Raw genomic sequence first — 21,257 nt, forward strand, 5'->3', positions numbered from 1 at the left:
GATCAGTTTCTTCCAGGACTCGTTGTAACTTTCCGATGCAATCCTCCACCCTCAAGGGGATGTAATTTTTCCAGTAATGCTATTGTCATAGCGGTTTTGCATACCGGTTCCCCCGTGCATGCACTGTATTTCACTTTTGTCTTTTCTCCTGCTTTTTCGTCGGAAATTCACTATTTCTTCACTTTTACATGACATTTTCCTGACATATGCCATGTTATTTTCCCTTTCATAAACTCAACATTTCCCACTTTTAAAATATGGGCAATTAAGCATATTGCATAACTGAATGGAATCATCCAAATGAAATATAAAACCTCGCTTGTGTTGTTGTCCGGTTGCCTGCTTGCGACTCCGCTGTATGCCGAAGAAAAACCAGCGTCTTCAGACTCCGATACTGCATCGTCTTATGTTATCGACCTCTATGTCGATACCAAAACAAAACAGATCTATGCCGAGCCTGGAGAAGGACGTGTTCGCATGGGTTCCTTTGAAAAAGTTTCGGAGAAACCGGCAAAACCTGTTGCCACCTCGAGCCCGGATGGGGCCGTTGCTGACGGCAAGGCAAAGGGCGAGGGAGGCGTGCTTCTGCGTGATGTTCCGAAATCCGTGGAAAAATCCCAGGAAAAACCCCAAGGAGGATTTGGATACGCGAACTGGAAAGAAAAGGACCCCTTCAAGTTCAACCTGAATCCGGATGGAAGCCAATACATCAAATTCGGCTTCCTGAATCAGGTATGGGCGCGATATGAACAAACCAACCCCAGTTCCACTGTGCTGGGTGAGTCAGTGGACGATGTCACTGACATCAGCCTGCGACGTACGCGTTTTGTATTACAGGGGCAATTAACCGATCGGGTATATTTTTATACCCAGTACGGGATGAACAACTTTAATTTTCTGAGCCAGAACGCCGATAACAGAAAGCTTCAATCCTTCTTCCATGACGCTTTCGGTGAATTACGGCTGACACAGGGACACCAGATGATCGTAGGGGGCGGCCTTGTCATGGCCAATGGCCTCTCCCGCTTCAGCAGCCCCAGCGTGAGCACCATCATGACGATGGATGTGCCACTGCTGGCTCAGGCGACTGCTGATCGTACCGACCAATTCAACCGTAAGTTGAGCGTCTACCTGAGAGGCCAGATCGGACCTCTCAATTACCGCATTACGGCAAGTGATCCGTTCCCCATCAATACTGCCGGGCTTCCTCCCGAAACGATTTCCCCGGTAAACGCCCAATTTGCAAGAACAGGCCACAGGAAACAATACCAGGGTTTCTTCATGTGGAATTTCTGGGATAAGGAGCCGATGACAAATCCTTACATGCAGGGTACCTATCTAGGCAAGAAAAGCATCCTGAACCTGGAAGCAGGTTTCATTACGCAGAAAAATGCGACCTGGACGGGCCTTACGGAAGCCACAGCCCAGTTCCATGATCTGAATTTATGGTCGGTCGCAGCCTATCTGGATGCTCCGGTAGACAAGGTGAAGGAAACAGCGATATCCGCTTATATCGGTTACTTCAATACCAATTATGGCCCCAACTATCTGCGCATGAATGGCAACGGAGTGAACCCGGCAAGTACCGGCGGTAATGCCTTCCCCATGTTTGGCACAGGCAATCAATGGTATGGGCAAATAGGATATCTGCTGCCCAAGGATCTCCTTGGTGGAAACAATGGCCAGTTGATGCCTTACTTCTCTTTCATCAGCGCAGACTTTGACCGTTTGCATGATCAGATGAATGTATTCAATGGCGGGATAAACTGGCTGATCAAGGGACATAACAGCAAACTGACTTTCGATATCCAGAACCGGCCCATATTCAACTCAGCTGGATACAAAATTTCAAACAGGAATCAATTCGTCCTGCAATATCAGATTGCCTTCTGACAGTCTCATTCGTTATGAGTCCCTTTCACTTGCGTGGAGGGGACCTGGACGAGTCGAGCGTCAGGAATTGAATCAACTCCCATTTCAACAAGAGTCTGCAATAGAAGGCTAACGAAGCCCGACAAGCAGGCCATCCGCCCTGTGCAGCTCGTAACATCACCGGCTGCATAAAAAGGGCCATTCCGTCACCACCCGGTGTCGTTCTTCGCAAGGTTTCATGCGCGGAGCGGTCGCCGACTTCGGTGACTCATAACAACAGCGACTGGCCAAGCACCAGCTCATTTCCCCCGTCTGTTCCAACCGGCTGCTTTCCGAGCAGGAGCGTTGGAACCGGTCATTCGGGATTTCTCAAGCTTTTAGAACTTTCATCCTGTAAACATATTTTTTCGTGAGGTCATCTTATGAATGAAATATCTCGATCCCTGAGAGTAGTTGCACTTTCTGCAGTCTTTTTCCTGCCGGGCTTCAATACCGCATACGCGGGTACGCTGGCGAGCAAGCTGGAGCTGATGGAAGCACAAAGTCCGATCGATATACGTTCGGACAGCACTTATTACGGAAACCTGCCCAAGCTGAACTTCAACCTCAGTTCCGATACCGCCCTTACCGTAATCAATAATGGCTCTCCTGATCACGAAAGTACTATCAGGGCCAATGTCAGTCCTGGCGAAGGAACGCTGATGCTTTCAGGACACCAATGGAACCTGGCGCAATTCCATTTCCACACCCCCTCCGAGCACTTGATAAATGGTCGAGCCAGTCCCATGGAGATGCACCTCGTCTTCAGCGATGCTGCGGACAATCTCCTCGTAGTCGGCCGGGATATCGAGCGAGGTCTCTTCAAGAACCAGGCACTCGCTCCCATTTTCTCCGATCTGCCGCAAACCGCCGAGGAAACACTGCATATCGGGCACTTCAATCTGAACAGCCTGGTACCGGATTATCTCGGTTCTTTCCGCTACTCTGGTTCTTTGACGACACCCCCTTTTACAGAAGGAGTAAGCTGGGTTGAACTGGCTTCTCCGCTGTACCTATCCGGGAGTCAGATCAATGCCTTCAAGTCACTGTTCCCCGAAGGCAATTCGCGCGAGGTTCAGGATTTGAACGGTCGGATCGTGCTTACCGACGTGCCTGGTTTCGTCAGCATCCATGGCGACTCCGATCCCGATCTCCTGGGCACGCTGCTCCCTAGCCTGGAAGCAAGCGTTTCTGTCACCGCCGACGTATCCAAACTTGCGACAAGCGTTCCCGAACCGTCAACCTATGGCATGCTCCTCGCCGGGCTCGCGGTAATCAGTTTTATTGGCCTCAGACGTCGGTCAAGCGCAACTGTGGCAGCTTGAGTTCCATTTCAGGCTCGTGTCTTTCGGTTCCGCAAGCCGTCTTTTTCGGGCCTGCTCTCAAGCTGAATGAGCCGTTGAGAACAACTCCCCTGAACAGGAGTGTTGACCTGTTCAGGGTTTTTCGAAACTCTACGTACGCTAGCGCACAGAAGCACGGAATGAGCAGCGTAGAATTTTTGAAAACACTGCGACATCGTCGGCTCCCTGCATTCTGGAAAGTGCATTCTTATCGCACGCCAGCCAGGGCCAGTTAGCTAGGGATCTCGATATCCCCCTGCAGTCCGCTCCGCCTTTGGTCACTCCGTCGCAGTCGGGATCGCGCTTATCGCTGCATCTCTGCCTACACTGGAGTTGGTCAAGCCCATGAAAGCTTCCGAGTCAGGTTTCGATTCCAGGTCAGCAATAAGAAACCTGCGTTTCAGGATAACGTTTCTGGCGCTATCCATGATCGCCGCAAGACCATCGGAAGCAGCAGACACGCTGGACACCCCTTTAAACTATTTCCTGTACAGCTACGGACCTGCCGCCACACCCATAATGCATCTGGGCTGGCTGATGACGGCTTTGCTCTCCGCCATTACCCTTATCGTCATACTGCTACTGGTAATCGCCCTGGTTCGCAAGCGCAGCTCTGCCACCCCCGGCGTGATCGGCGCCGAGAGCGGAGGACTCAGATGGGTTTATATCGGTACAGGGATTTCCACCTTCATATTGGCGGGGCTCACCGTTTATTTCCTGGCCGTGCTCAATGCGGTTGCCAAGCCCACCGAGACTCCAGCCCTCACCCTGACTGTAACCGGATACGACTGGTGGTGGAGCATTGAATACGAGCATGCCGATCCGGCGAAACGTTTTGTGACCGCCAATGAAATTCATATACCTGTAGGCAGGCCTGTACTGCTCAAGTTGAAAAGCGCGGACGTCATTCACGCATTCTGGGTACCTGTACTCGCCGGAAAAACCCAAATGATTCCGGGCCTGGTCAATCAGAAGTGGATTCAGGCAGACGTCCCCGGCATTTATGTCGGTCAATGCGCACAATTTTGCGGGGCGGCGCATGCTCATATGAATCTGGAAGTGGTTGCGGAAAGCGACCGGGATTTCGAGAAATGGCAAGAGGCGCAACGCCGCACGGCTTTCCCGGTGTCAGGACACAATGAACATGGATACAAGCTTTTCATGGATCGCTGCGGGGGATGTCACGCGGTGCGTGGAACAGAAGCGGAAGGCCTGCACGGTCCTGATCTCACGCATCTGAACTCGCGCCGTCGCATTGCCGCCGGACTGTTGACCAATACACCAGATCACCTGATGAAGTGGATTACCCATGCACAATACTTCAAGCCCGGAGCACGCATGCCAAGCATCGCATTATCGGATAGCGAAGCTTCAGCACTGGCCTCCTATCTTTCGACACTGAACTAGAGTATGGCCGCTACCGACGCCACCCAGCATCGCATCGAACCCCCTCTCGAACGGATCCCGGAAGTGGGGCGTATTCCCGCGGGATCCGCAATTGAAGCGCGTCTGGAGAGGATCTGGGAGACGGCGCCAGGTTGGCGCGGGTGGCTCTCCACAGTAGATCATAAAACGATCGGGGTACGATATCTCGTCACGGCCTTTCTTTTCCTCGTGATCGGCGGAATCGAAGCACTGTTCCTGCGCATCCAGCTTGCCGGGCCGGATATGGCGTTTCTGACGCCGGAGCAATACAACCAGCTTTTCACGATGCATGGCGTGACCATGATTTTCCTCTACGCATCGCCCGTTCTGTCCGGTTTCTCCAACTACCTCTGGCCACTTTTGCTCGGTTCCAGGGATATGGCCTTTCCGCGCCTCAATGCACTTTCCTACTGGATTTTTCTGTTCGCCGGCCTCTTCATGTACATCAGCTTCCCTCTTGGGCAGGCGCCGAATGCGGGCTGGTTCAATTATGTGCCCTTCTCGGGCCCGGTATACAACACCGGACCCAATATCGACGTCTTTGCGCTCGGCATGGTGCTGCTCGGGATTTCTACAACGGTGGGATCGATTAATTTCGTGGTTACGCTGTTCAGGATGCGCGCACCGGGCATGACCATAAACCGCGTCCCCATCCTGGTGTGGGGAACGCTCACCGCCTCCGTGGCCAACCTGTTCGCAATCCCCGCCGTCAGCCTCGCGTTCTTTCTGTTGTGGCTCGACCGCCAGATAGGCGCGCATTTTTTTGATGTGGCAAATAACGGTCAGCCCCTGCTTTGGCAGCACTTGTTCTGGATTTTCGGCCATCCCTGGGTCTATGTCGTTGTGCTTCCGGCAATGGGCATCGTTTCCGATGCGCTGCCTACATTCTGTCGCCGGCCGCTCGTGGGCTACACGGCAGTGGCGCTTGCCACCATGGCAACCATGCTGCTCGGTTTCGGGGTGTGGGTCCACCATATGTTCGCCACGGGGCTGCCGACAGTGGCTCTGTCGATTTTCGGCGCCGCCAGCATGGTCATCTCCATTCCCAGCGCGGTCGCCGTCTTCGCCTGGATTGCGACCATCTGGCTGGGAAAACCCGTATTCAAGACCCCTTTTCTGTTTTTTGCCGGTTTCGTCGCGCTGTTCATCATCGGGGGCATGTCGGGAGTAATGACAGCCGCTGTGCCGCTCGACTGGCAACTTAACGAAACCTACTTCATCGTGGCGCACCTGCACTATGTCCTGCTTGGGATCAACGTGTTTCCCGTGGTAGGAGCGATCTACTACTGGTTTCCCAAATTCACCGGGCGCATGATGAGTGAGAAACTGGGCAAGTGGAGTTTCTGGACCATGTTTATCGGATTCAACGCCGGATTCTTTCCAATGCATATCGCTGGACTGCTCGGGATGCCACGCCGCATTTATACCTATCCCTCCCGCATGGGGTGGGACGAAGTCAACCTGATTACGACTGTCGGATCCTTCATATTCGCCGTTGGCGTGCTGATCTTCCTCGTCAATGTCGTCCTCAGCCTGAAACGTGGAGCGTGGGCAGGCGCCAACCCGTGGGATGCGCCGACCCTGGAATGGGCAGTATCTTCCCCGCCGCCCGCTTATAACTTTGCAACCATTCCTACGATTGCCAGCCGGCACCCGTTATGGGAGGGGCGGATCGAGGGAGAAAGAGAACATAGCCGGACCAGACTGGAAGAAGGTTACCTGCTGATGCGGGGTCGGGAAACTCTCGGCACCTCACCCATCGATGCAAAGCCGGTTGTCATCCTCAAAATGCCGGAGGATTCCTATACGCCTTTCCTTGTCGGTTTGTTCGTCTCGTTGCTATTCGTCGGCCTGTTGCTGCATTCATGGACATTCACCGCATTAATGGCGGCCTCAAGCTGTGCCGCGTTGAGCGTCTGGATGTGGCCCCGCAGAAAACTCGGTCAGCGCACTACTGGGTACAGGTCAGCCTCTGCCGAAAGAGGAGGAGAAAGCCCATGAGTGAAACTGCTCAAGTCGTCAGGCAGCCTTTGCCGGTAGGAAGCGCTGGCAAGCTCTCCGGCGGCTGGTGGGGAATGATGGCACTCATCGTAACCGAGGCCTCCCTGTTCGGATACTTGCTGTTCACTTACTTCTACCTCGCCGCGCAGACCGTGCAAGACTGGCCCCCGGGTGGGCTGCCGAGCCTGCTCATCCCGGGCATCAATACCGTCATCCTGCTTGGCAGCAGCGTTGCTTTCTGGGCAGGAGAACGGCGCATCCGGCAAGGTAAGGCACAATCCAGCATTTTCGGGTTTATCGCCGCGATTGCTTTGGGTAGCGCCTTTGTCGCGATTCAGCTTCTGGAGTGGAGAAACAAGACATTCAGCATCAACTCCGACCTGTACGGATCACTCTACTTCACGATCACCGGTTTTCACTTGTGCCATGTCATTATCGGACTGGGAGTGCTTTTGCTCCTGCTCGCCTGGACCATGATGGGTTATTTTGACCACAAGCGTCATGTTGCGATCACCATCGGCGGGGTTTACTGGCATTTTGTCGATGTCGTCTGGCTGTTCGTTTTCTCCGCCTTGTATTTGTCTCCTTATCTCCAGCGCGGATGATCTTCAAATGGATGCAAGACAGACTGTTTCCACAGAACATCACTTCCTTCATTCCGTACCGAAGGTTAAGACATTGCTTGCGCTCTTCGGCGCACCCGGAGCCTGGGTAACGCAAATGGCATTAACCCAGCCGATCGCCGCCTACGCCTGCTATCCGCACCAATTTCCGCTCTCCGCCCCGCTTTGGCCGGAATTGCCGGCAATACTGGCAACAATAGGCTTTGTCTGCCTGGCAGGCGCTCTTTTTTCCGGGTATATCGCCTTGGGCTCCTGGCGGAGCATTAGTCGCTTAACGAAAGACCCATTGAATAAACAGCCCGCCATTCAGAAAGATGAAGGGCAGGCACGGTTCCTGGCGATGCTGGGGATGATGTCGAGCTTTGTGTTCATCGTGGCGATCCTGTTCAACACTTTCGCCGTGCTTTCGATCCGATCATGCAGCGCCTGGATCTGAAGCACATGAAGCTGCGCATGGCGGTTTTCGACTGGATCATCCGGAGGGTCAAAGAAGCTGGAAATCTCCTGGGTGCTGTCCTGCTTGCCACGGGTGCAATCCTGGCGGACACGCCGGTTTCCATTGCGAGTGCCGCTGCCGGTCATGCCGCAGATGCTGCCGGGGAGGGTGAGAGCACATTCGATGCACTGGTTACACGCGGCGCCTATCTCGCCACTATTGCAGACTGCACCGGATGTCACACGGCAGGAGCCGCTCATCCGGCTTTTGGGGGTGGGTTGGCAATCAATTCACCCTTCGGTACCATTTATTCGACCAATATTACGCCTGATCCGGAAACTGGCATCGGCCGTTACAGCTATGAGGATTTCAGCCGGGCCGTGCGCGGCGGCATCAGAAAGGACGGGAAATGGTTGTACCCGGCCATGCCTTACCCGTCATTCACGGCAATGTCGGACAACGATGTGCGCGCGTTATATGCCTACTTTATGCATGGGGTGAAACCGGTCCGGCACACGCCCTCGCAGACTCGCCTGCCATTCCCCTTCAATCAGCGCTGGACCCTCAAGTTCTGGGATCTTGCCTTCGTGGAACACAAACGGTTCGAACCCCGGGCTGATCGGGGTGAAAAATGGAACCGCGGTGCATACCTGGTGCAGGCGCTCGGCCACTGCGGTGCCTGTCATACTCCGCGCGGTTTGGCCTATCAGGAAAAGGCCTATTCGGAAACCTCATCCGACTATTTGACCGGTGCGATGATAGATAACTGGTTTGCTCCGGAGTTGACCGGAAACACCGCATCGGGCCTCGGCAGATGGACGGAAGAGGAGATTGCCGCGTTTCTCAAGACCGGCCATAGTGGCCATACCGTTGCATTTGGCAGTATGGTCACTGTCATTGAAAACAGCACTCAGTACTTGCGTCAGGAGGACCTCGATGCGGTCGCCCATTACCTCAAGTCGCTTCCTGCCAACGGAGAAAAGTCATCGTATAGCCCTCGCAGAACGCCAGCTGTCGTTCCCGTCGGAATGAGCCGGTTCGAGAAACCAGGCGCGGGAATATATAGTGGCTTCTGCGCCAAATGTCATCGAAACGAGGGAAGGGGCAAGCCGCCAAAGTTTCCTCCCCTATCTGGAAGTTCGATCGTGCTTTCGGAGAATGCCTCTTCCCTGATCCGGCTCATGCTGGAAGGAGGAAAAGGCCCAAGGACAAAGACGGGGCCAAAACCGGAGAAAATGCCAGGCTATGCCGAAAGATTTACCGACCGCGAAATCGCGGAAGTGCTCACGTTCATCCGTAACAGCTGGGGCAACAAAGCTTCACCTGTGACCACTCGCGATGTATATTTAATGCGTGAAACCCTGAACGAATAATTGCAAAAGATTTTGTTTCTACCCGTACGGAAATAGGAAAGAAAAGGAAAGCAAACGTTTATGCCACCTTCTGTCCATGCTTCGGATATTCTGCAAGCATTAATTCCCTCAGGATGACAACCAGAATCCCGATCGCACTCATCATCGCACCGTGTATCCACAGAATGATGCCCCCGATCTGCTGATCCGCAAGTGCGTTGATATCGCCAATAGCACGTCCGCAAATGGTGTAGATCGGATACAACTCGTGAGAAGTAAAGAAAATGATGGCGCCAATGACAATTTGAGGCGGAATTATGGCAAGCATCATGCCAATGCGAGAGCCGGGCGACAATCTGACGGTGAATACCGGACCGGGAGTTAAGACCAGTCCCCAGAAAATCAACCCGCTGAGAAACATGCTCCAGTTCATCAAGCGGTAGAGGCGCCAATCGATCATCGCCGTAAAATGAATCGAGGGCAACAGCCAGAAACCGATGAGCACGCTGAACAGTGCGACGGCGACGACAGGATTGCACAGGGCGTGGGCGAGATATTGAACCGGCTTCCATCCCGCCATCAGATGAAATGCCTGCCTCATCCTTGACGGCATGCCCGCAAGAAGAACCGGGCATGGCCTGCTCAATACAATCAGAAAAGGCCCGAGATGATGCAATGCAAGATGCTGAAGCCGGTGAATGAAAAACTGGTGCTCCGAGTAATAATCGAGCTGGGTGTGAGAAACGAGATAGACCAGACTTAATCCACCCCAGAAGCACAATTTGCGATGAAGTGACGGACGAACCCAGGCGCAGCCTCTCAGAAAGAAAAGAGCTGCGCTACCAGTGGCAGCAGCCACCAGAATAGACTCTTCCCAAGGCACCAGCCAGTAAAACCATTCCATTACAATTGATGTCCGTTACTACCTGAGAAGTTTTCAGGAAGGAAGCAAATCCCGCAGGTCTTCCGCCAGAGCCTCTTCCGGATCGGCGGAGGTTGCCAGCAGGCGGGCACGGCCTTGTGTGTCAAATATATAGACTGCGTCGCCATGCATGATGCCGCCATCTCCGCCAGGGGGAAAATATGGCCGGAACGCGTTGCGGTATCGTTTTGCAAGCCCCCCGATTTCATCTGGAGTACCGGTCAAGCCTGTCGTCTGCTCAAGATCGAATTGCGCTAGATAGCGGCGCAATTCCCTAGGCCCATCCCGCCTCGGGTCCACGGTTACGAAGAGGATATGCGCCCGATCTGCGTCTTCCCCCAGGAGATGCATTACACGCGTGAGACGCGCCATGGAAATCGGACACTCTTCCCGGCAATGTGTAAATCCAAAATACATGAGCAATACTTTTCCCTCATATGTCTTGGCTGTAACCAACTGTCCCTTGTCGGAAGTGAGGGAAAAACTCAAATCCGGCAAGTGGCCGGTTACCCCCTTTACATGCCCCTGTTCTGTCGAATCGCACGCGCTCATGGCGAGCACAATCACAAGACCCGCAGCGATTCGGCGACGACTGAAATTTGGTCCTCCCCCAAAGTTCTTATTTACAAAGTTCTTATTCATTCAGAAGCATCGAAAATTCCTCGGGCCATTCCTGGAGAGTCAACCGGTCAGTTTCAATATCGGTCAGTTTCAATATAGCATTCAATTTCTCTATTGCACGCGTTCCGGAAACCCTTTATATTTGGGACATGCGCATCGCAAACTTCGTTCAGTCCATTCCATTCTGCCTTCAGCCCCGCCTGCAGCTTCTTGCAAGACCGCTGCTGCGCCTCGCGCGCTAATTACCGACCTCCCTCAAGCCTTTACCAGTTTTTATCGATGGAATCCGTTCCTGGATTCCCTATCAGAGTTCGAGTATTCTTTCTGAAAACGGAGAAACAATTGAAAGACCATCTCATCATTTTTGATACCACCTTGCGTGACGGCGAGCAAAGCCCGGGCGCCTCCATGACGAGGGAGGAAAAAGTGCGCATCGCTCGACAACTCGAACGAATGCGGGTTGATGTCATTGAAGCGGGTTTCCCAGCTGCCTCGAATGGCGATTTCGAAGCGGTAAAAGCCGTAGCGGATGCAATCAAGGGCAGCACCATATGCGGCCTTGCGCGCGCAACCGAAGGCGATGTCAGGCGTGCAGGCGAAGCATTGCAGGGAGCCAGTTCGGCGCGTATCCACACCTTTATCGCCACTTCACCGATTCACATGGAAAAGAAACTGCGCATGTCCCCCGAGCAGGTGGTGGAACAGGCGGTGAAAGCGGTGAAATGGGCGCGCCAATACACCGACGACGTCGAATTCTCCCCTGAGGATGCCGGGCGCTCTGACATCACCTTTCTTTGCCGTGTGCTCGAAGCGGTCATCGATGCCGGAGCGGGGACTGTGAATATTCCCGATACAGTCGGCTACACCATGCCCCAGCAATTCGGAGAACTCATCCGTACCCTCCGCGAGAGGATTCCCAATTCGAATAAAGTCATATTCTCGGTGCACTGCCATAATGATCTTGGACTGGCAGTGGCCAATTCGTTATCGGCAGTGATGAACGGAGCGCGTCAGGTCGAATGCACGATAAACGGACTGGGCGAGCGCGCAGGCAATGCCTCCCTGGAGGAGATCGTCATGGCCGTGCACACCCGCCAGGATTTCTTTCCTTGTGATACCCGCATCGATACTGTCCATATCGTCCCCGCAAGCAAGCTGGTTTCGGGCATTACCGGGTTTCCGGTACAGCCGAACAAGGCAATTGTGGGCGCAAACGCATTCGCACACGAATCCGGGATACACCAGGACGGCGTATTGAAACACCGCGAAACATACGAAATCATGCGAGCGGAGGATGTCGGCTGGGGGGCAAACAAATTGCTGCTGGGCAAGCATTCGGGACGCAACGCCTTCCGCAGCCGGCTGGCAGAGCTCGGGATCGAACTGGAATCGGAAGAAGTCCTTAATGCCACCTTCATGCGCTTCAAGGAGCTGGCGGACAAGAAGCATGATATTTTCGATGAAGACCTGCATGCCCTGGTTTCCGATGACGCCACCGCCCTGCAGGAACATTACAAGCTCCTGTCACTGACGGCGCACAGCGAAACCGGTGAAACTCCCCATGCCAGTATAGTAATCGGTGAAGAAGGCAGGGAATCCCGTGCGGAGGCGGATGGAAGCGGACCGGTGGACGCCACTTTCCGCGCCATCGAAAAGATACTGAATAGTGGCGTGGAGTTGCAGCTCTACTCCGTCAATGCGATCACCAGTGGTACCGATTCCCAGGGCGAGGTTACGGTCCGGCTGCAGAAGTCAGGCCGTATCGTGAACGGTAACGGCGCCGATACGGACATTGTTGTCGCCTCCGCCAAGGCGTACCTCAGCGCGCTCAACAAGCTGCACAGCAAGCTGGAGCGGGCGCACCCGCAAGTGTAGAAACCTTGAAGAACGCGGCAGGACAAACTGGAACCGTCTGTCCTGCCTCCAAATTGGGGCTGCGCGTGGAGCTTTTCTCTCAATCCTCACGACCTGTCACGAAAGTAATGAAATCCGTACGTCCCGTCGATTTCATGCACTATGTCCTTGTGCGCTTTTTCCAGCACAACTGCATCCAGATTGCGAGCAGTCTTACCTTCACCACCCTGCTTTCGCTGGTACCGCTGCTCGCGATCGGGTTATCGATGGTGGCGGCATTTCCCGCATTCGCCGAATTTTCAGACCGGATAAAGGAATTCATTCTCACCACTATGGTGCCTGAAGCGGCAAACAAGGTCATCTCCGTGTACATGCAGCAATTTGCCGATAATGCGGCCAAGCTGACCGCGATCGGCATCGCCTTCCTGGGCGTAACCGCGCTTGCACTCATGCTCACGATAGACGAAGCGCTCAACAGCATCTGGCGAGTATCCCGCCTGCGCCCGCTGCTGCATCGCCTCCTGATATATTGGTCCGTTCTGACGATTGGCCCCTTATTGATCGGCGCAAGCCTGTCGCTTACGTCCTGGCTGATGACCGCCTCCATGGGATTTACCCGCGATATTCCGGGTGGGGATATCATGCTTTTGCGGTTGGGTCCGCTCGTGTTGACGAGTATTGCCTTCTCGACTTCCTATCTCATCGTGCCGAATCGCCAGGTAGCATGGCAGCATGCGATAGCGGGCGGTGTGGCTGCGGCGATAGGATTCGAGATAATGAAGGCAGGTTTCGCGTTCTACATCACCCGATTCCCGACTTATCAGACAGTATATGGCACCTTTGCGACTATTCCCATTTTCCTGCTATGGCTTTATCTTTCGTGGTTGATGGTGCTGCTCGGGGCGGTTATTGCCGCATCCCTTTCAAGCTGGCGTTTTCGCGAGTGGCGCGATGACCCGAAGGCCAGGGGTAAGCAGTTTTTTGATGCATTGCGTTTATTGGGGGTACTTGGAAAGGCGCTGAAGGCAGGCAAAGTTGAAACCGCCTCCAGCTTGCAGCAGCAGCTGATGCTAAGCCCCGAAGAAGTAGAACGAATACTGGAGCTCATGATGAAAGCCAATTTCGTGCGGCAGGTTCAGGGGGGAGGATGGGTTCAAATACTTGACCCTGCCGAGATCCGGATTGCCGATGTCTACCGCCTGTTTGCGTTTCGTCCCGAAGCACTGCGGAGTGCAGCAGGAGGCGATACCAGGCTGGAGCAGCTACTCGATGATATTGCTGTGGGGATCGATGAGAAAATGGGGCTTCCGCTGTCGCAACTTTTTGCCTCCGCGAAACCGAACCACCCGCAGAAATGTTAGCTTAGCAAAGGTTAGGAGAGTTGTTGGAAAAATGAAACGACGTCATGCGAAAAGATGCCATTTGAGTATTCTGCTTTACCGGTTCTGTTTATGCTTCATGCTTTCAGCAGTACCGGTCGCACAGGCCCATGGCTTTACCTTTACCGATCATACCGGAAAGAAACTGACCCTTTCCGACTTCAAGGGGAAATGGGTGCTGGTAAATTTCTGGGCCACATGGTGCCCCCCATGCTTGAAGGAAATTCCTGATCTCGTCTCCCTCTATGAAAGTCGGAAAAAAGACGTAATGGTGATCGGCGTGGCCATGGATTATCGTAACCCGGACGTTGTGCTCAAACATGCGAAACGGCTTTCAGTGACCTACCCCATCGTGCTCGGGGATCAGGAACTGGCACGTCAGATCGGCCCGGTATCCATGCTGCCGACTACCTATGTTTTCGATCCCGAAGGAAAGCCGGCAGTTTATAAGATCGGAATTGTGTCCCGCGAAGCGTTGGAAGAATTCATGCGTGAGAATTCGAAGATCCCCAGTTCCCAGCCGGCTGGAAAAGCACAGCAAAAGGGAGAACGCTAGTAGTCAGATCCCGGGGGACAATGACTGCCCGGCCTTGCCGTACTGGAATCAGAATCGGACTGTCGAGCGCCAGTTCCAGAACGGCGAGCCGGGAAGATTCAGCCATCAACCGCCAGCCAGTTTTGATTTAATAAAATCTGCAATCTCAGGAAGCGGGATGACCACGGATTTTTCGTCGCGCCGCCCCCGGTACTCGGCGTTTCCTTCCTTCAAACCTCGCTCGCCGACGACAACCCGGTGAGGAATACCGATCAGTTCCATATCGGCGAACATTACACCGGGGCGGTCATCCCGGTCGTCGAGCAGAACTTCGATGCTGGCGCTGGAAAGCGCCGCGTATAGTTTCTCCGCCTCAGCCCTCACCTCTGCATTCTTCTTCAACCCGATCGGAATGATGACTACCTGGAATGGCGCCATTGCTGCGGGAAATATAATGCCGCGCTCGTCATGATTCTGCTCGATGGCGGCTGCCACAATGCGTGAAACCCCGATCCCGTAGCAGCCCATTTCCATGGGGCGCGATTGCCCGGATTCATCGAGATAACTGGCTTTCATCGCTTCCGAATACTTTGTAAGCAATTGGAAAATGTGGCCGACTTCTATCCCGCGGCAGATTTCCAGCTCACCCTTTCCGTCCGGCGACAAGTCGCCGGAAACCACGTTGCGAATATCGAAAACATGATCCGGCTCTTTCAGATCACGTCCGAAATTGACGTTGACGAGGTGATAATCCTCTTCATTGGCGCCACACACGAAATTACTCATGACCGCTACGGTACGGTCCACGATAACCGGAAGAGGCAATCCGACCGGGCCGATAAATCCGGGAATACAGGCGGTTTCGGTACGAATTTCTTCTTCGTTGGCAAGCCGGAAATCGGAAAGAAAAGGAATCTTTCGAACCTTTGTCTCGTTGAGATGGTGATCGCCACGCAGCAGCAGAAGATACATCCGGCCATTGGCCACGACCGCCAGCGTTTTTACCGTCTGTTCGATGGAAACATCAAGACAGGCGGCAACCTCTTCGCAGGTCTTTTTAGCGGTGGTCCGCACTTTCCGCATCTCGCCCGCGGCAGGTCCCGGCGATGCTGCCGGTGGCAACGACTCGGCCATTTCAACGTTCGCTGCGTAATCGGAATCGGGACAAAAAGCGATGGCGTCTTCGCCGGAATCGGCCAGGACATGAAATTCGTGCGAACTGCTGCCACCAATCGCACCCGTATCGGCCTTGACCGGGCGAAATCTCAGTCCCAGGCGATCGAATATCCGGCAATAGGCCACATGCATCGCCTGATAGGTTTCTTCCAGGCTGTGGATATCGGTGTGGAACGAATAGGCATCTTTCATCACGAATTCGCGCGCACGCATGACGCCGAAACGGGGACGAACCTCGTCGCGAAATTTGGTTTGTATCTGATAAAAATTGAGGGGTAACTGCCGGTAACTCTTGATTTCACGCCGTGCAATATCCGTGATGACCTCCTCATGGGTTGGACCAAAACAGAAATCGCGCTCGTGTCTATCCCTGATTTTCAACATCTGGGGACCAAAGACATCCCATCGCCCTGTCTCCCGCCATAGTTCCGCGGGCTGTACGGCCGGCATCAGCAGTTCCAGTGCCCCGGCCGCATCCATTTCCTCCCGCACGATGTTTTCAATTTTGCGCAGGACCTTCAAGCCGAGCGGCATCCAGGTGTAGAGACCGCTTCCCAGGCGCCGGATGAGACCTGCCCTCAGCATCAGCTTGTGACTGATCAATTCCGCCTCGGCGGGCGCTTCCTTGAGTGTCGAAATAAAAAAACCTGATGCTCGCATATCCTGTCCATAACAAGTCCAATCTCCGATTTTACTCTGAAAAGCAGTGCAGGTTGACCATGAGGAATCCGAAAAGCAAAGTGTTCAAACAATAATGCAGTTGCCACTCCTCCTGTGCGCCCAATCAGCGACAGCTTTCAATCCGGCACGAAATGTGGAAAAATCTAACCCTATCGTGAAGGATCAAATGGGTGAATCATATGATCGACCGTAATGGATATCGCTCAAATGTAGGAATCATTCTACTCAATTCGAAGAACGAGGTCTTTTGGGGCAAGCGCATCAGACAGGATTCCTGGCAATTTCCTCAAGGAGGTATCAAGCCCGGCGAAAGCCCGGAACAGGCAATGTATCGTGAATTGACTGAGGAAGTAGGCTTGCGCCCGTGGCACGTGCAAATCCTCGGCCGCACCCGCGACTGGCTGCGATACGATGTACCTGCTCAATGGATAAAGCGCGACTGGCGGGGAAATTACCGGGGGCAGAAACAGATCTGGTATCTGCTGCGCATGCTGGGAAGTGATTGCGACGTTTCGCTCCACACCAACGGACGTCCTGAATTTGACGCGTGGCGGTGGAATCAGTACTGGGTAGAGTTGGAGTCGGTAGTCGAGTTTAAACGCCAGGTTTACCGCCAGGCACTGACGGAACTGGCACGCCTGCTGAATCGTCCGCCTGTTCCCTTCGGGTACAGTGGATATGAAAAATACGACTATTCCGCCAGCGGGCAGCTCGCAGGCAGCACTGCCAAGCAGTCCGAATAAGCAACCGCATTGCAACAGCGCATTGCAGTACCACCGCCAGAGGTGCCACTGCCGCCGCAACGGGAACTGATGCGTATCAGGCAGCTGACAGCAAAGCTGTTAGCTGTTTACACACTGCCTTTAATATTGATATTGCGGCTATCGGATATACTCGCGAACAGTTGTGCCCATCCTCAGCTGGCTGATAGCCCTGCCCTCAGTTTTCCGATGTAGGCGTAACCGGCTGCGCCACTACAGCCGAGTTTTTTAGGAGATTACAATGATATTGCGGGCATTAATAACGTCGCTGCTAGCTGCTGGAACGATTGCCGCTCCGCCTGCCCTGGCCGCTGCCGCCGACGAACCCATACAACCGATCGAGGCAGCCAAGCCCAAGAATGAAAACAAGGTGGAATTGGGCAAAATGCTTTTTTTTGATCCCCGCCTTTCCAAATCCGGGTTTATCTCGTGCAACTCCTGCCATAACCTGAGCATGGGCGGATCCGATAATCTTCCATCATCCATTGGCCATAAGTGGCATCAGGGCCCGATCAATTCGCCCACCGTATTGAACTCCAGTCTGAATCTGGCCCAATTTTGGGACGGCCGCGCCAAGGACCTGAAAGATCAGGCGGGCGGTCCTATTGCCAATCCGGGGGAAATGGGATTCAGCCATGAATTGGCAGTAGGCGTGCTGCAATCCATTCCCCAGTACAGGGCGCGCTTCAAGCAGATATACAGTTCGGACAAACTCGATATAGGCATGGTAACGGACGCGATCGCTGCCTTCGAAGAAACACTGGTAACGCCGGATTCCCGTTTCGATAAATGGCTCAAAGGCGATAAGAACGCCATCAACAAAACGGAACTCGAAGGGTATAAGCTGTTCAAGGACGCGGGTTGCACCGGTTGCCACAATGGACCTGCCGTAGGCGGCGCGTCGTTCCAGAAAATGGGCGTACATGAAGCCTATAAAACTCAGAGCAAGGCTGAAGGCCGTTTTGCCGTGACCGGCAAGGAGGAGGACCGCCTGTTCTTCAAGGTGCCTACATTGCGAAATGTGGAATTGACCTATCCTTATTTCCATGACGGGGCCGCAGCAACTCTGGAAGACGCGGTGAATACCATGGGCCGCATACAACTGGGACGCAATTTCACAAAGGACGAGAATGCCAAAATCGTGGCATTTCTAAAGACGTTGACCGGCAAGCAACCGCATCTCACTTTGCCTATTCTTCCCCCCTCGACCAAGGATACACCCAAACCTCATCCCTTCGATTGAGCGGCGAGAGGCCTCTGTTCATCGGCAGAGAAAACAAGCTCGAACCTTATCCGGACTGTATAGCAGTCCGGATAAGGTTCGGCAATGGCGTATCTGATATAGCTGGCGGAATATTTATATTGGAAATAGGCGCAAATTGGCCTATAACTCTCTTTATACCTGCCCGATTCGACCTTCAGCCGCTCTCAGCAGGAATATGGCTTTACGCTTCAAAATCAAGTAGAGTTTATTTTTTGAATAATTAAAACACGGAGTCACGTATGAGCGCTAAAGGGCAATTGTTACAAGACCCGTTTCTGAATACCTTGCGGAAGGAACATATTCCGGTTTCGATTTATCTGGTAAATGGAATCAAATTACAGGGACACATCGATTCATTCGACCAGTATGTAGTGCTGTTGAAGAATACCGTCACCCAGATGGTCTACAAGCACGCAATTTCTACGGTAGTCCCCGCAAGAGCTGTCAACATTCCATTTGAGGCACCCCCTATATCTGATGCTTGATTCCTCTAGTGGGAACGCGCCCGACACTCATGCCGCTGTTGATTCTGCTGTTCTGGTAAGTCTTGATCTAAATGACAGCGACTCCACAGAAAACCTCGAAGAATTACGGCAATTGGCCGCCAGTGATCGCCTTGCAATTTCCGCTGTAGTGCTGGGGAAACGGCTTCGCCCGGATCCTGCGACTTTCGCAGGAAGCGGGAAAGTTGACGAAATAATGGGGGCAGTGGAGCAGACTGGCGCTTCGCTGGTTATTTTCAATCATGATCTTTCGCCAGCCCAGCAGCGTAATCTGGAGCAGCGGTTAGGGCGGCGCGTCATCGATCGTACGAGCCTTATTCTGGACATCTTTGCGCAGCGCGCAAAGAGTCACGAAGGAAAGTTGCAGGTGGAACTTGCCCAGCTCGAACATCTGGCCACCCGGCTGGTGCGGGGCTGGACGCACCTGGAACGGCAGAAGGGCGGTATCGGCCTGCGCGGCCCTGGTGAAACACAGTTGGAAACTGATCGACGCCTGCTCGGAAAACGTGTCAAGGTGCTGAAAGAAAAGCTCGCTAAATTCGAGCGCCAAAGAGCCCTGCAACGGCGCGCCAGGCAGCGTGCGCAAGTGATGTCGGTTTCTTTGGTCGGTTATACCAATGCCGGTAAATCCACTCTTTTCAATAGACTCACTCGCGCCCACACCTATGTCGCTGACCAGTTGTTTGCAACCCTGGATGCCACCACCCGCAAGCTGTTTATCGCGGGCCGCGGTCCGCTCGTACTTTCCGACACGGTGGGCTTCATTCGGGCTCTGCCGCACACGCTGGTGGCAGCATTCCGGGCGACACTGGAAGAAACGGTGCAAGCAGATTTGTTGCTCCACGTCGTGGATGCCGGCAGCTCCAATCGCAGCGAACAGATTGATGAAGTCAACAAGGTGCTGAAGGAAATCGGCGCTGACCGCATTCCACAGATACTGGTGCTGAACAAGACAGACCTGATCGACTTGCCGGCAAGCTCCCCGGGTTACCAGCGGGATGAGTATGGTAGAATCGTACAAGTTCGATTGAGCGCCAAAACCGGCGAAGGGCTGGAGTTTATCAATCTGGCATTGTCCGAAGCACTCGGGGAGCGGACGGCTTTACGAGAGTCCGATAATCAGCCGGAAGCCCGGGATATAACGAGCGGGTATCACTGAATGTCGAATAATGCAGCAATTTTTGCTTTCCACAAACCTGATTCGGGGTTTTTCACGGTAGAGTTTGATGGGCTGCTCCATTAAACACAAAAATAGGAATCATCATGGGATTAAATGATCCTCAGTGGGGAAGAAAAAAAGGCAATTCCGGTCCACCCGATCTGGATCAGTTGTGGCGCAATTTTAACAAGAAGCTCAACAATCTGTTGAAGGGCAAGGGTGGGGGAAGGCGTGACAATTCCGGAGGTGGTGAAGGCGGTCCTCCGGCCAGTCCCAAAAGATACGGCGGCGGCATAGGGCTGCTTGCGGGATTGCTTCTGCTGCTGTGGATAGGAAGCGGATTTTATATCGTCAATGAAGGCCAGCGGGGCATCGTGTTGCGATTCGGAAAATATGTGGAGAGTACACAGGCAGGCTTGCGCTGGCATTTGCCCTACCCTGTCGAAGTCGTTGAAACCGTTAACGTAAGCCAGGTGCGGACTGTTGAAATCGGCTATCGTAACAATGTCCGGAGCAAGGTGCTGAAGGAGTCGCTCATGTTGACCGACGATGAGAATATCATCGATATTCAGTTCGCCGTGCAATACATTCTGAAAAATCCGGAGGAGTTCCTGTTCACCAATCGTGACCCCGAAAACGCCGTGCTACAGGCAGCGGAAACCGCGATACGGGAAATCATCGGAAAGAGCAAGATGGACTTCGTGCTCTATGAAGGGCGTGAACAGGTGGCGGCAAAAGCCACCGAGCTGATGCAGGAAATCCTTGACCGCTACAAGATCGGCATCGCCATCAGTAAGGTGACGATGCAGAATGCCCAACCGCCCGAACAGGTACAGGCGGCGTTCGATGACGCAGTCAAAGCCGGACAGGATAGGGAACGGCAGAAAAACGAAGGCCAGGCCTATGCGAATGATGTGATTCCGAAGGCCAAAGGTAATGCGGCCCGTCTCCTCGAAGAGGCTGAGGGGTACAAGCAACGGGTGATTGCGAGTTCCGAAGGTGAGGCGAGCCGCTTCAGGCAGGTTCTCGTTGAATACAGCAAGGCGCCGGGCGTGACACGTGACCGGCTTTATCTGGATATGATGGAACAGGTGCTTTCCAACACCAGCAAAATTATCGTGGACCAGAAAAATGGCAATAACCTGCTTTATCTGCCGTTGGACAAGCTGATTCATATGAGCGGACCTTCTTCCTCGTCTGGCACAGTGCCGGAGACACAGCCTGCGTCGCCGCCGGAACCTGCCGCAGACGCCGCTACCCGCACCCGGGAAGCATTTCGTGGCCGCGAACGGGAGACAAGATAAGTGAAAA

Annotated in this window: 18 protein-coding genes; 15 read left to right on the top strand and 3 right to left on the bottom strand. The window is 53.7% G+C overall.

Translation table 11 applies throughout. The features are described from left to right. The first annotated feature begins 300 nt into the window (after positions 1 to 300). The 7 genes from AC52W5_RS12410 to AC52W5_RS12440 all read left to right on the top strand — a co-directional run bounded on the left by AC52W5_RS12410 (position 301) and on the right by AC52W5_RS12440 (position 9,112). Complete coding sequence (locus AC52W5_RS12410; protein WP_074972477.1) at positions 301 to 1,893, top strand: hypothetical protein; 1,593 nt, start codon at positions 301 to 303, stop codon at positions 1,891 to 1,893. Between the two features lie 401 nt (positions 1,894 to 2,294). Then, positions 2,295 to 3,236, top strand: a complete 942-nt coding sequence (locus AC52W5_RS12415; protein ID WP_074972478.1) for a carbonic anhydrase family protein — start codon at positions 2,295 to 2,297, stop codon at positions 3,234 to 3,236. 363 nt (positions 3,237 to 3,599) lie between these two features. Next, positions 3,600 to 4,661, top strand: coding sequence for a cytochrome c oxidase subunit II (coxB, locus tag AC52W5_RS12420; RefSeq protein WP_074972480.1), 1,062 nt, complete (start codon positions 3,600 to 3,602; stop codon positions 4,659 to 4,661). Between the two features lie 3 nt (positions 4,662 to 4,664). Then, entirely contained in the window at positions 4,665 to 6,680 is a 2,016-nt protein-coding gene (gene ctaD, locus AC52W5_RS12425; protein WP_074972482.1) for a cytochrome c oxidase subunit I, read from the top strand. Beyond that, entirely contained in the window at positions 6,677 to 7,285 is a 609-nt protein-coding gene (locus tag AC52W5_RS12430; RefSeq protein WP_495671209.1) for a cytochrome c oxidase subunit 3, read from the top strand. The genes ctaD and AC52W5_RS12430 overlap by 4 nt, the downstream gene beginning before the upstream one ends. Before the next feature lie 115 nt (positions 7,286 to 7,400). Continuing rightward, the gene (locus tag AC52W5_RS12435) at positions 7,401 to 7,739 is read left to right on the top strand and encodes a hypothetical protein (RefSeq protein ID WP_495671210.1); all 339 of its coding nucleotides are present in this window, start codon (positions 7,401 to 7,403) and stop codon (positions 7,737 to 7,739) included. Further along, a complete protein-coding gene (locus AC52W5_RS12440; RefSeq protein ID WP_495671211.1) occupies positions 7,721 to 9,112 on the top strand; it encodes a c-type cytochrome in 1,392 nt (463 codons plus the stop codon). The genes AC52W5_RS12435 and AC52W5_RS12440 overlap by 19 nt, the downstream gene beginning before the upstream one ends. A 58-nt stretch (positions 9,113 to 9,170) precedes the next feature. Here the strand turns inward: AC52W5_RS12440 and AC52W5_RS12445 are convergent, their stop codons facing one another. After that, positions 9,171 to 9,995, bottom strand: a complete 825-nt coding sequence (locus AC52W5_RS12445) for a cytochrome c oxidase assembly protein (RefSeq protein WP_495671212.1) — start codon at positions 9,993 to 9,995, stop codon at positions 9,171 to 9,173. 33 nt (positions 9,996 to 10,028) lie between these two features. Beyond that, positions 10,029 to 10,655 carry an SCO family protein gene (locus AC52W5_RS12450; protein WP_074972490.1) on the bottom strand — a complete coding sequence of 209 codons (627 nt, stop codon included), beginning with the start codon at positions 10,653 to 10,655 and terminating at the stop codon, positions 10,029 to 10,031. Positions 10,656 to 10,976: 321 nt separating this feature from the next. Between AC52W5_RS12450 and AC52W5_RS12455 the strand changes: the two genes are divergently transcribed. The 3 genes from AC52W5_RS12455 (at position 10,977) to AC52W5_RS12465 (ending at position 14,423) form a co-directional block, all read left to right on the top strand. Then, complete coding sequence (locus AC52W5_RS12455) at positions 10,977 to 12,509, top strand: 2-isopropylmalate synthase (protein ID WP_495671213.1); 1,533 nt, start codon at positions 10,977 to 10,979, stop codon at positions 12,507 to 12,509. 107 nt (positions 12,510 to 12,616) lie between these two features. Then, a complete protein-coding gene (locus AC52W5_RS12460; RefSeq protein WP_495671214.1) occupies positions 12,617 to 13,849 on the top strand; it encodes a YihY family inner membrane protein in 1,233 nt (410 codons plus the stop codon). A 31-nt stretch (positions 13,850 to 13,880) separates the two neighbouring features. Then, positions 13,881 to 14,423, top strand: coding sequence for a TlpA family protein disulfide reductase (locus AC52W5_RS12465; protein WP_495671215.1), 543 nt, complete (start codon positions 13,881 to 13,883; stop codon positions 14,421 to 14,423). Between the two features lie 105 nt (positions 14,424 to 14,528). On the opposite strand, the gene AC52W5_RS12470 is transcribed toward AC52W5_RS12465, so the two are convergent. Then, complete coding sequence (locus AC52W5_RS12470) at positions 14,529 to 16,238, bottom strand: proline--tRNA ligase (protein WP_495671216.1); 1,710 nt, start codon at positions 16,236 to 16,238, stop codon at positions 14,529 to 14,531. Positions 16,239 to 16,438: 200 nt separating this feature from the next. Here AC52W5_RS12470 and AC52W5_RS12475 point away from each other — a divergent pair, with 200 nt between their 5' ends. From AC52W5_RS12475 to hflK, 5 genes are all read left to right on the top strand, one after another. Next, a complete protein-coding gene (locus AC52W5_RS12475) occupies positions 16,439 to 17,002 on the top strand; it encodes an RNA pyrophosphohydrolase (RefSeq protein WP_074972495.1) in 564 nt (187 codons plus the stop codon). Between the two features lie 259 nt (positions 17,003 to 17,261). Continuing rightward, complete coding sequence (locus tag AC52W5_RS12480; protein ID WP_495671217.1) at positions 17,262 to 18,263, top strand: cytochrome-c peroxidase; 1,002 nt, start codon at positions 17,262 to 17,264, stop codon at positions 18,261 to 18,263. A gap of 260 nt (positions 18,264 to 18,523) precedes the next feature. Further along, a complete protein-coding gene (hfq, locus tag AC52W5_RS12485) occupies positions 18,524 to 18,769 on the top strand; it encodes an RNA chaperone Hfq (protein WP_011379809.1) in 246 nt (81 codons plus the stop codon). After that, a complete protein-coding gene (gene hflX, locus AC52W5_RS12490) occupies positions 18,762 to 19,946 on the top strand; it encodes a GTPase HflX (RefSeq protein ID WP_074972500.1) in 1,185 nt (394 codons plus the stop codon). The genes hfq and hflX overlap by 8 nt, the downstream gene beginning before the upstream one ends. A gap of 104 nt (positions 19,947 to 20,050) precedes the next feature. Further along, complete coding sequence (gene hflK / locus AC52W5_RS12495) at positions 20,051 to 21,250, top strand: FtsH protease activity modulator HflK (RefSeq protein WP_074972502.1); 1,200 nt, start codon at positions 20,051 to 20,053, stop codon at positions 21,248 to 21,250. The last annotated feature ends 7 nt before the right edge of the window (positions 21,251 to 21,257 follow it).

It is taken from the genome of Nitrosospira sp. CT, assembly GCF_059489795.1.

Excerpts from the sequence above, each read along its gene's own strand:
- AC52W5_RS12410 (WP_074972477.1), top strand. The coding sequence starts at position 301 with ATGAAATATAAAACCTCGCTTGTGTTGTTGTCCGGTTGCCTGCTTGCG.
- AC52W5_RS12415 (WP_074972478.1), top strand. The coding sequence starts at position 2,295 with ATGAATGAAATATCTCGATCCCTGAGAGTAGTTGCACTTTCTGCAGTC.
- coxB (WP_074972480.1), top strand. The coding sequence starts at position 3,600 with ATGAAAGCTTCCGAGTCAGGTTTCGATTCCAGGTCAGCAATAAGAAAC.
- ctaD (WP_074972482.1), top strand. The coding sequence starts at position 4,665 with ATGGCCGCTACCGACGCCACCCAGCATCGCATCGAACCCCCTCTCGAA.
- AC52W5_RS12430 (WP_495671209.1), top strand. The coding sequence starts at position 6,677 with ATGAGTGAAACTGCTCAAGTCGTCAGGCAGCCTTTGCCGGTAGGAAGC.
- AC52W5_RS12435 (WP_495671210.1), top strand. The coding sequence starts at position 7,401 with ATGGCATTAACCCAGCCGATCGCCGCCTACGCCTGCTATCCGCACCAA.
- AC52W5_RS12440 (WP_495671211.1), top strand. The coding sequence starts at position 7,721 with ATGCAGCGCCTGGATCTGAAGCACATGAAGCTGCGCATGGCGGTTTTC.
- AC52W5_RS12445 (WP_495671212.1), bottom strand. The coding sequence starts at position 9,995 with ATGGAATGGTTTTACTGGCTGGTGCCTTGGGAAGAGTCTATTCTGGTG.
- AC52W5_RS12450 (WP_074972490.1), bottom strand. The coding sequence starts at position 10,655 with ATGAATAAGAACTTTGTAAATAAGAACTTTGGGGGAGGACCAAATTTC.
- AC52W5_RS12460 (WP_495671214.1), top strand. The coding sequence starts at position 12,617 with ATGAAATCCGTACGTCCCGTCGATTTCATGCACTATGTCCTTGTGCGC.
- AC52W5_RS12465 (WP_495671215.1), top strand. The coding sequence starts at position 13,881 with ATGAAACGACGTCATGCGAAAAGATGCCATTTGAGTATTCTGCTTTAC.
- AC52W5_RS12470 (WP_495671216.1), bottom strand. The coding sequence starts at position 16,238 with ATGCGAGCATCAGGTTTTTTTATTTCGACACTCAAGGAAGCGCCCGCC.
- AC52W5_RS12475 (WP_074972495.1), top strand. The coding sequence starts at position 16,439 with ATGATCGACCGTAATGGATATCGCTCAAATGTAGGAATCATTCTACTC.
- AC52W5_RS12480 (WP_495671217.1), top strand. The coding sequence starts at position 17,262 with ATGATATTGCGGGCATTAATAACGTCGCTGCTAGCTGCTGGAACGATT.
- hfq (WP_011379809.1), top strand. The coding sequence starts at position 18,524 with ATGAGCGCTAAAGGGCAATTGTTACAAGACCCGTTTCTGAATACCTTG.
- hflX (WP_074972500.1), top strand. The coding sequence starts at position 18,762 with ATGCTTGATTCCTCTAGTGGGAACGCGCCCGACACTCATGCCGCTGTT.
- hflK (WP_074972502.1), top strand. The coding sequence starts at position 20,051 with ATGGGATTAAATGATCCTCAGTGGGGAAGAAAAAAAGGCAATTCCGGT.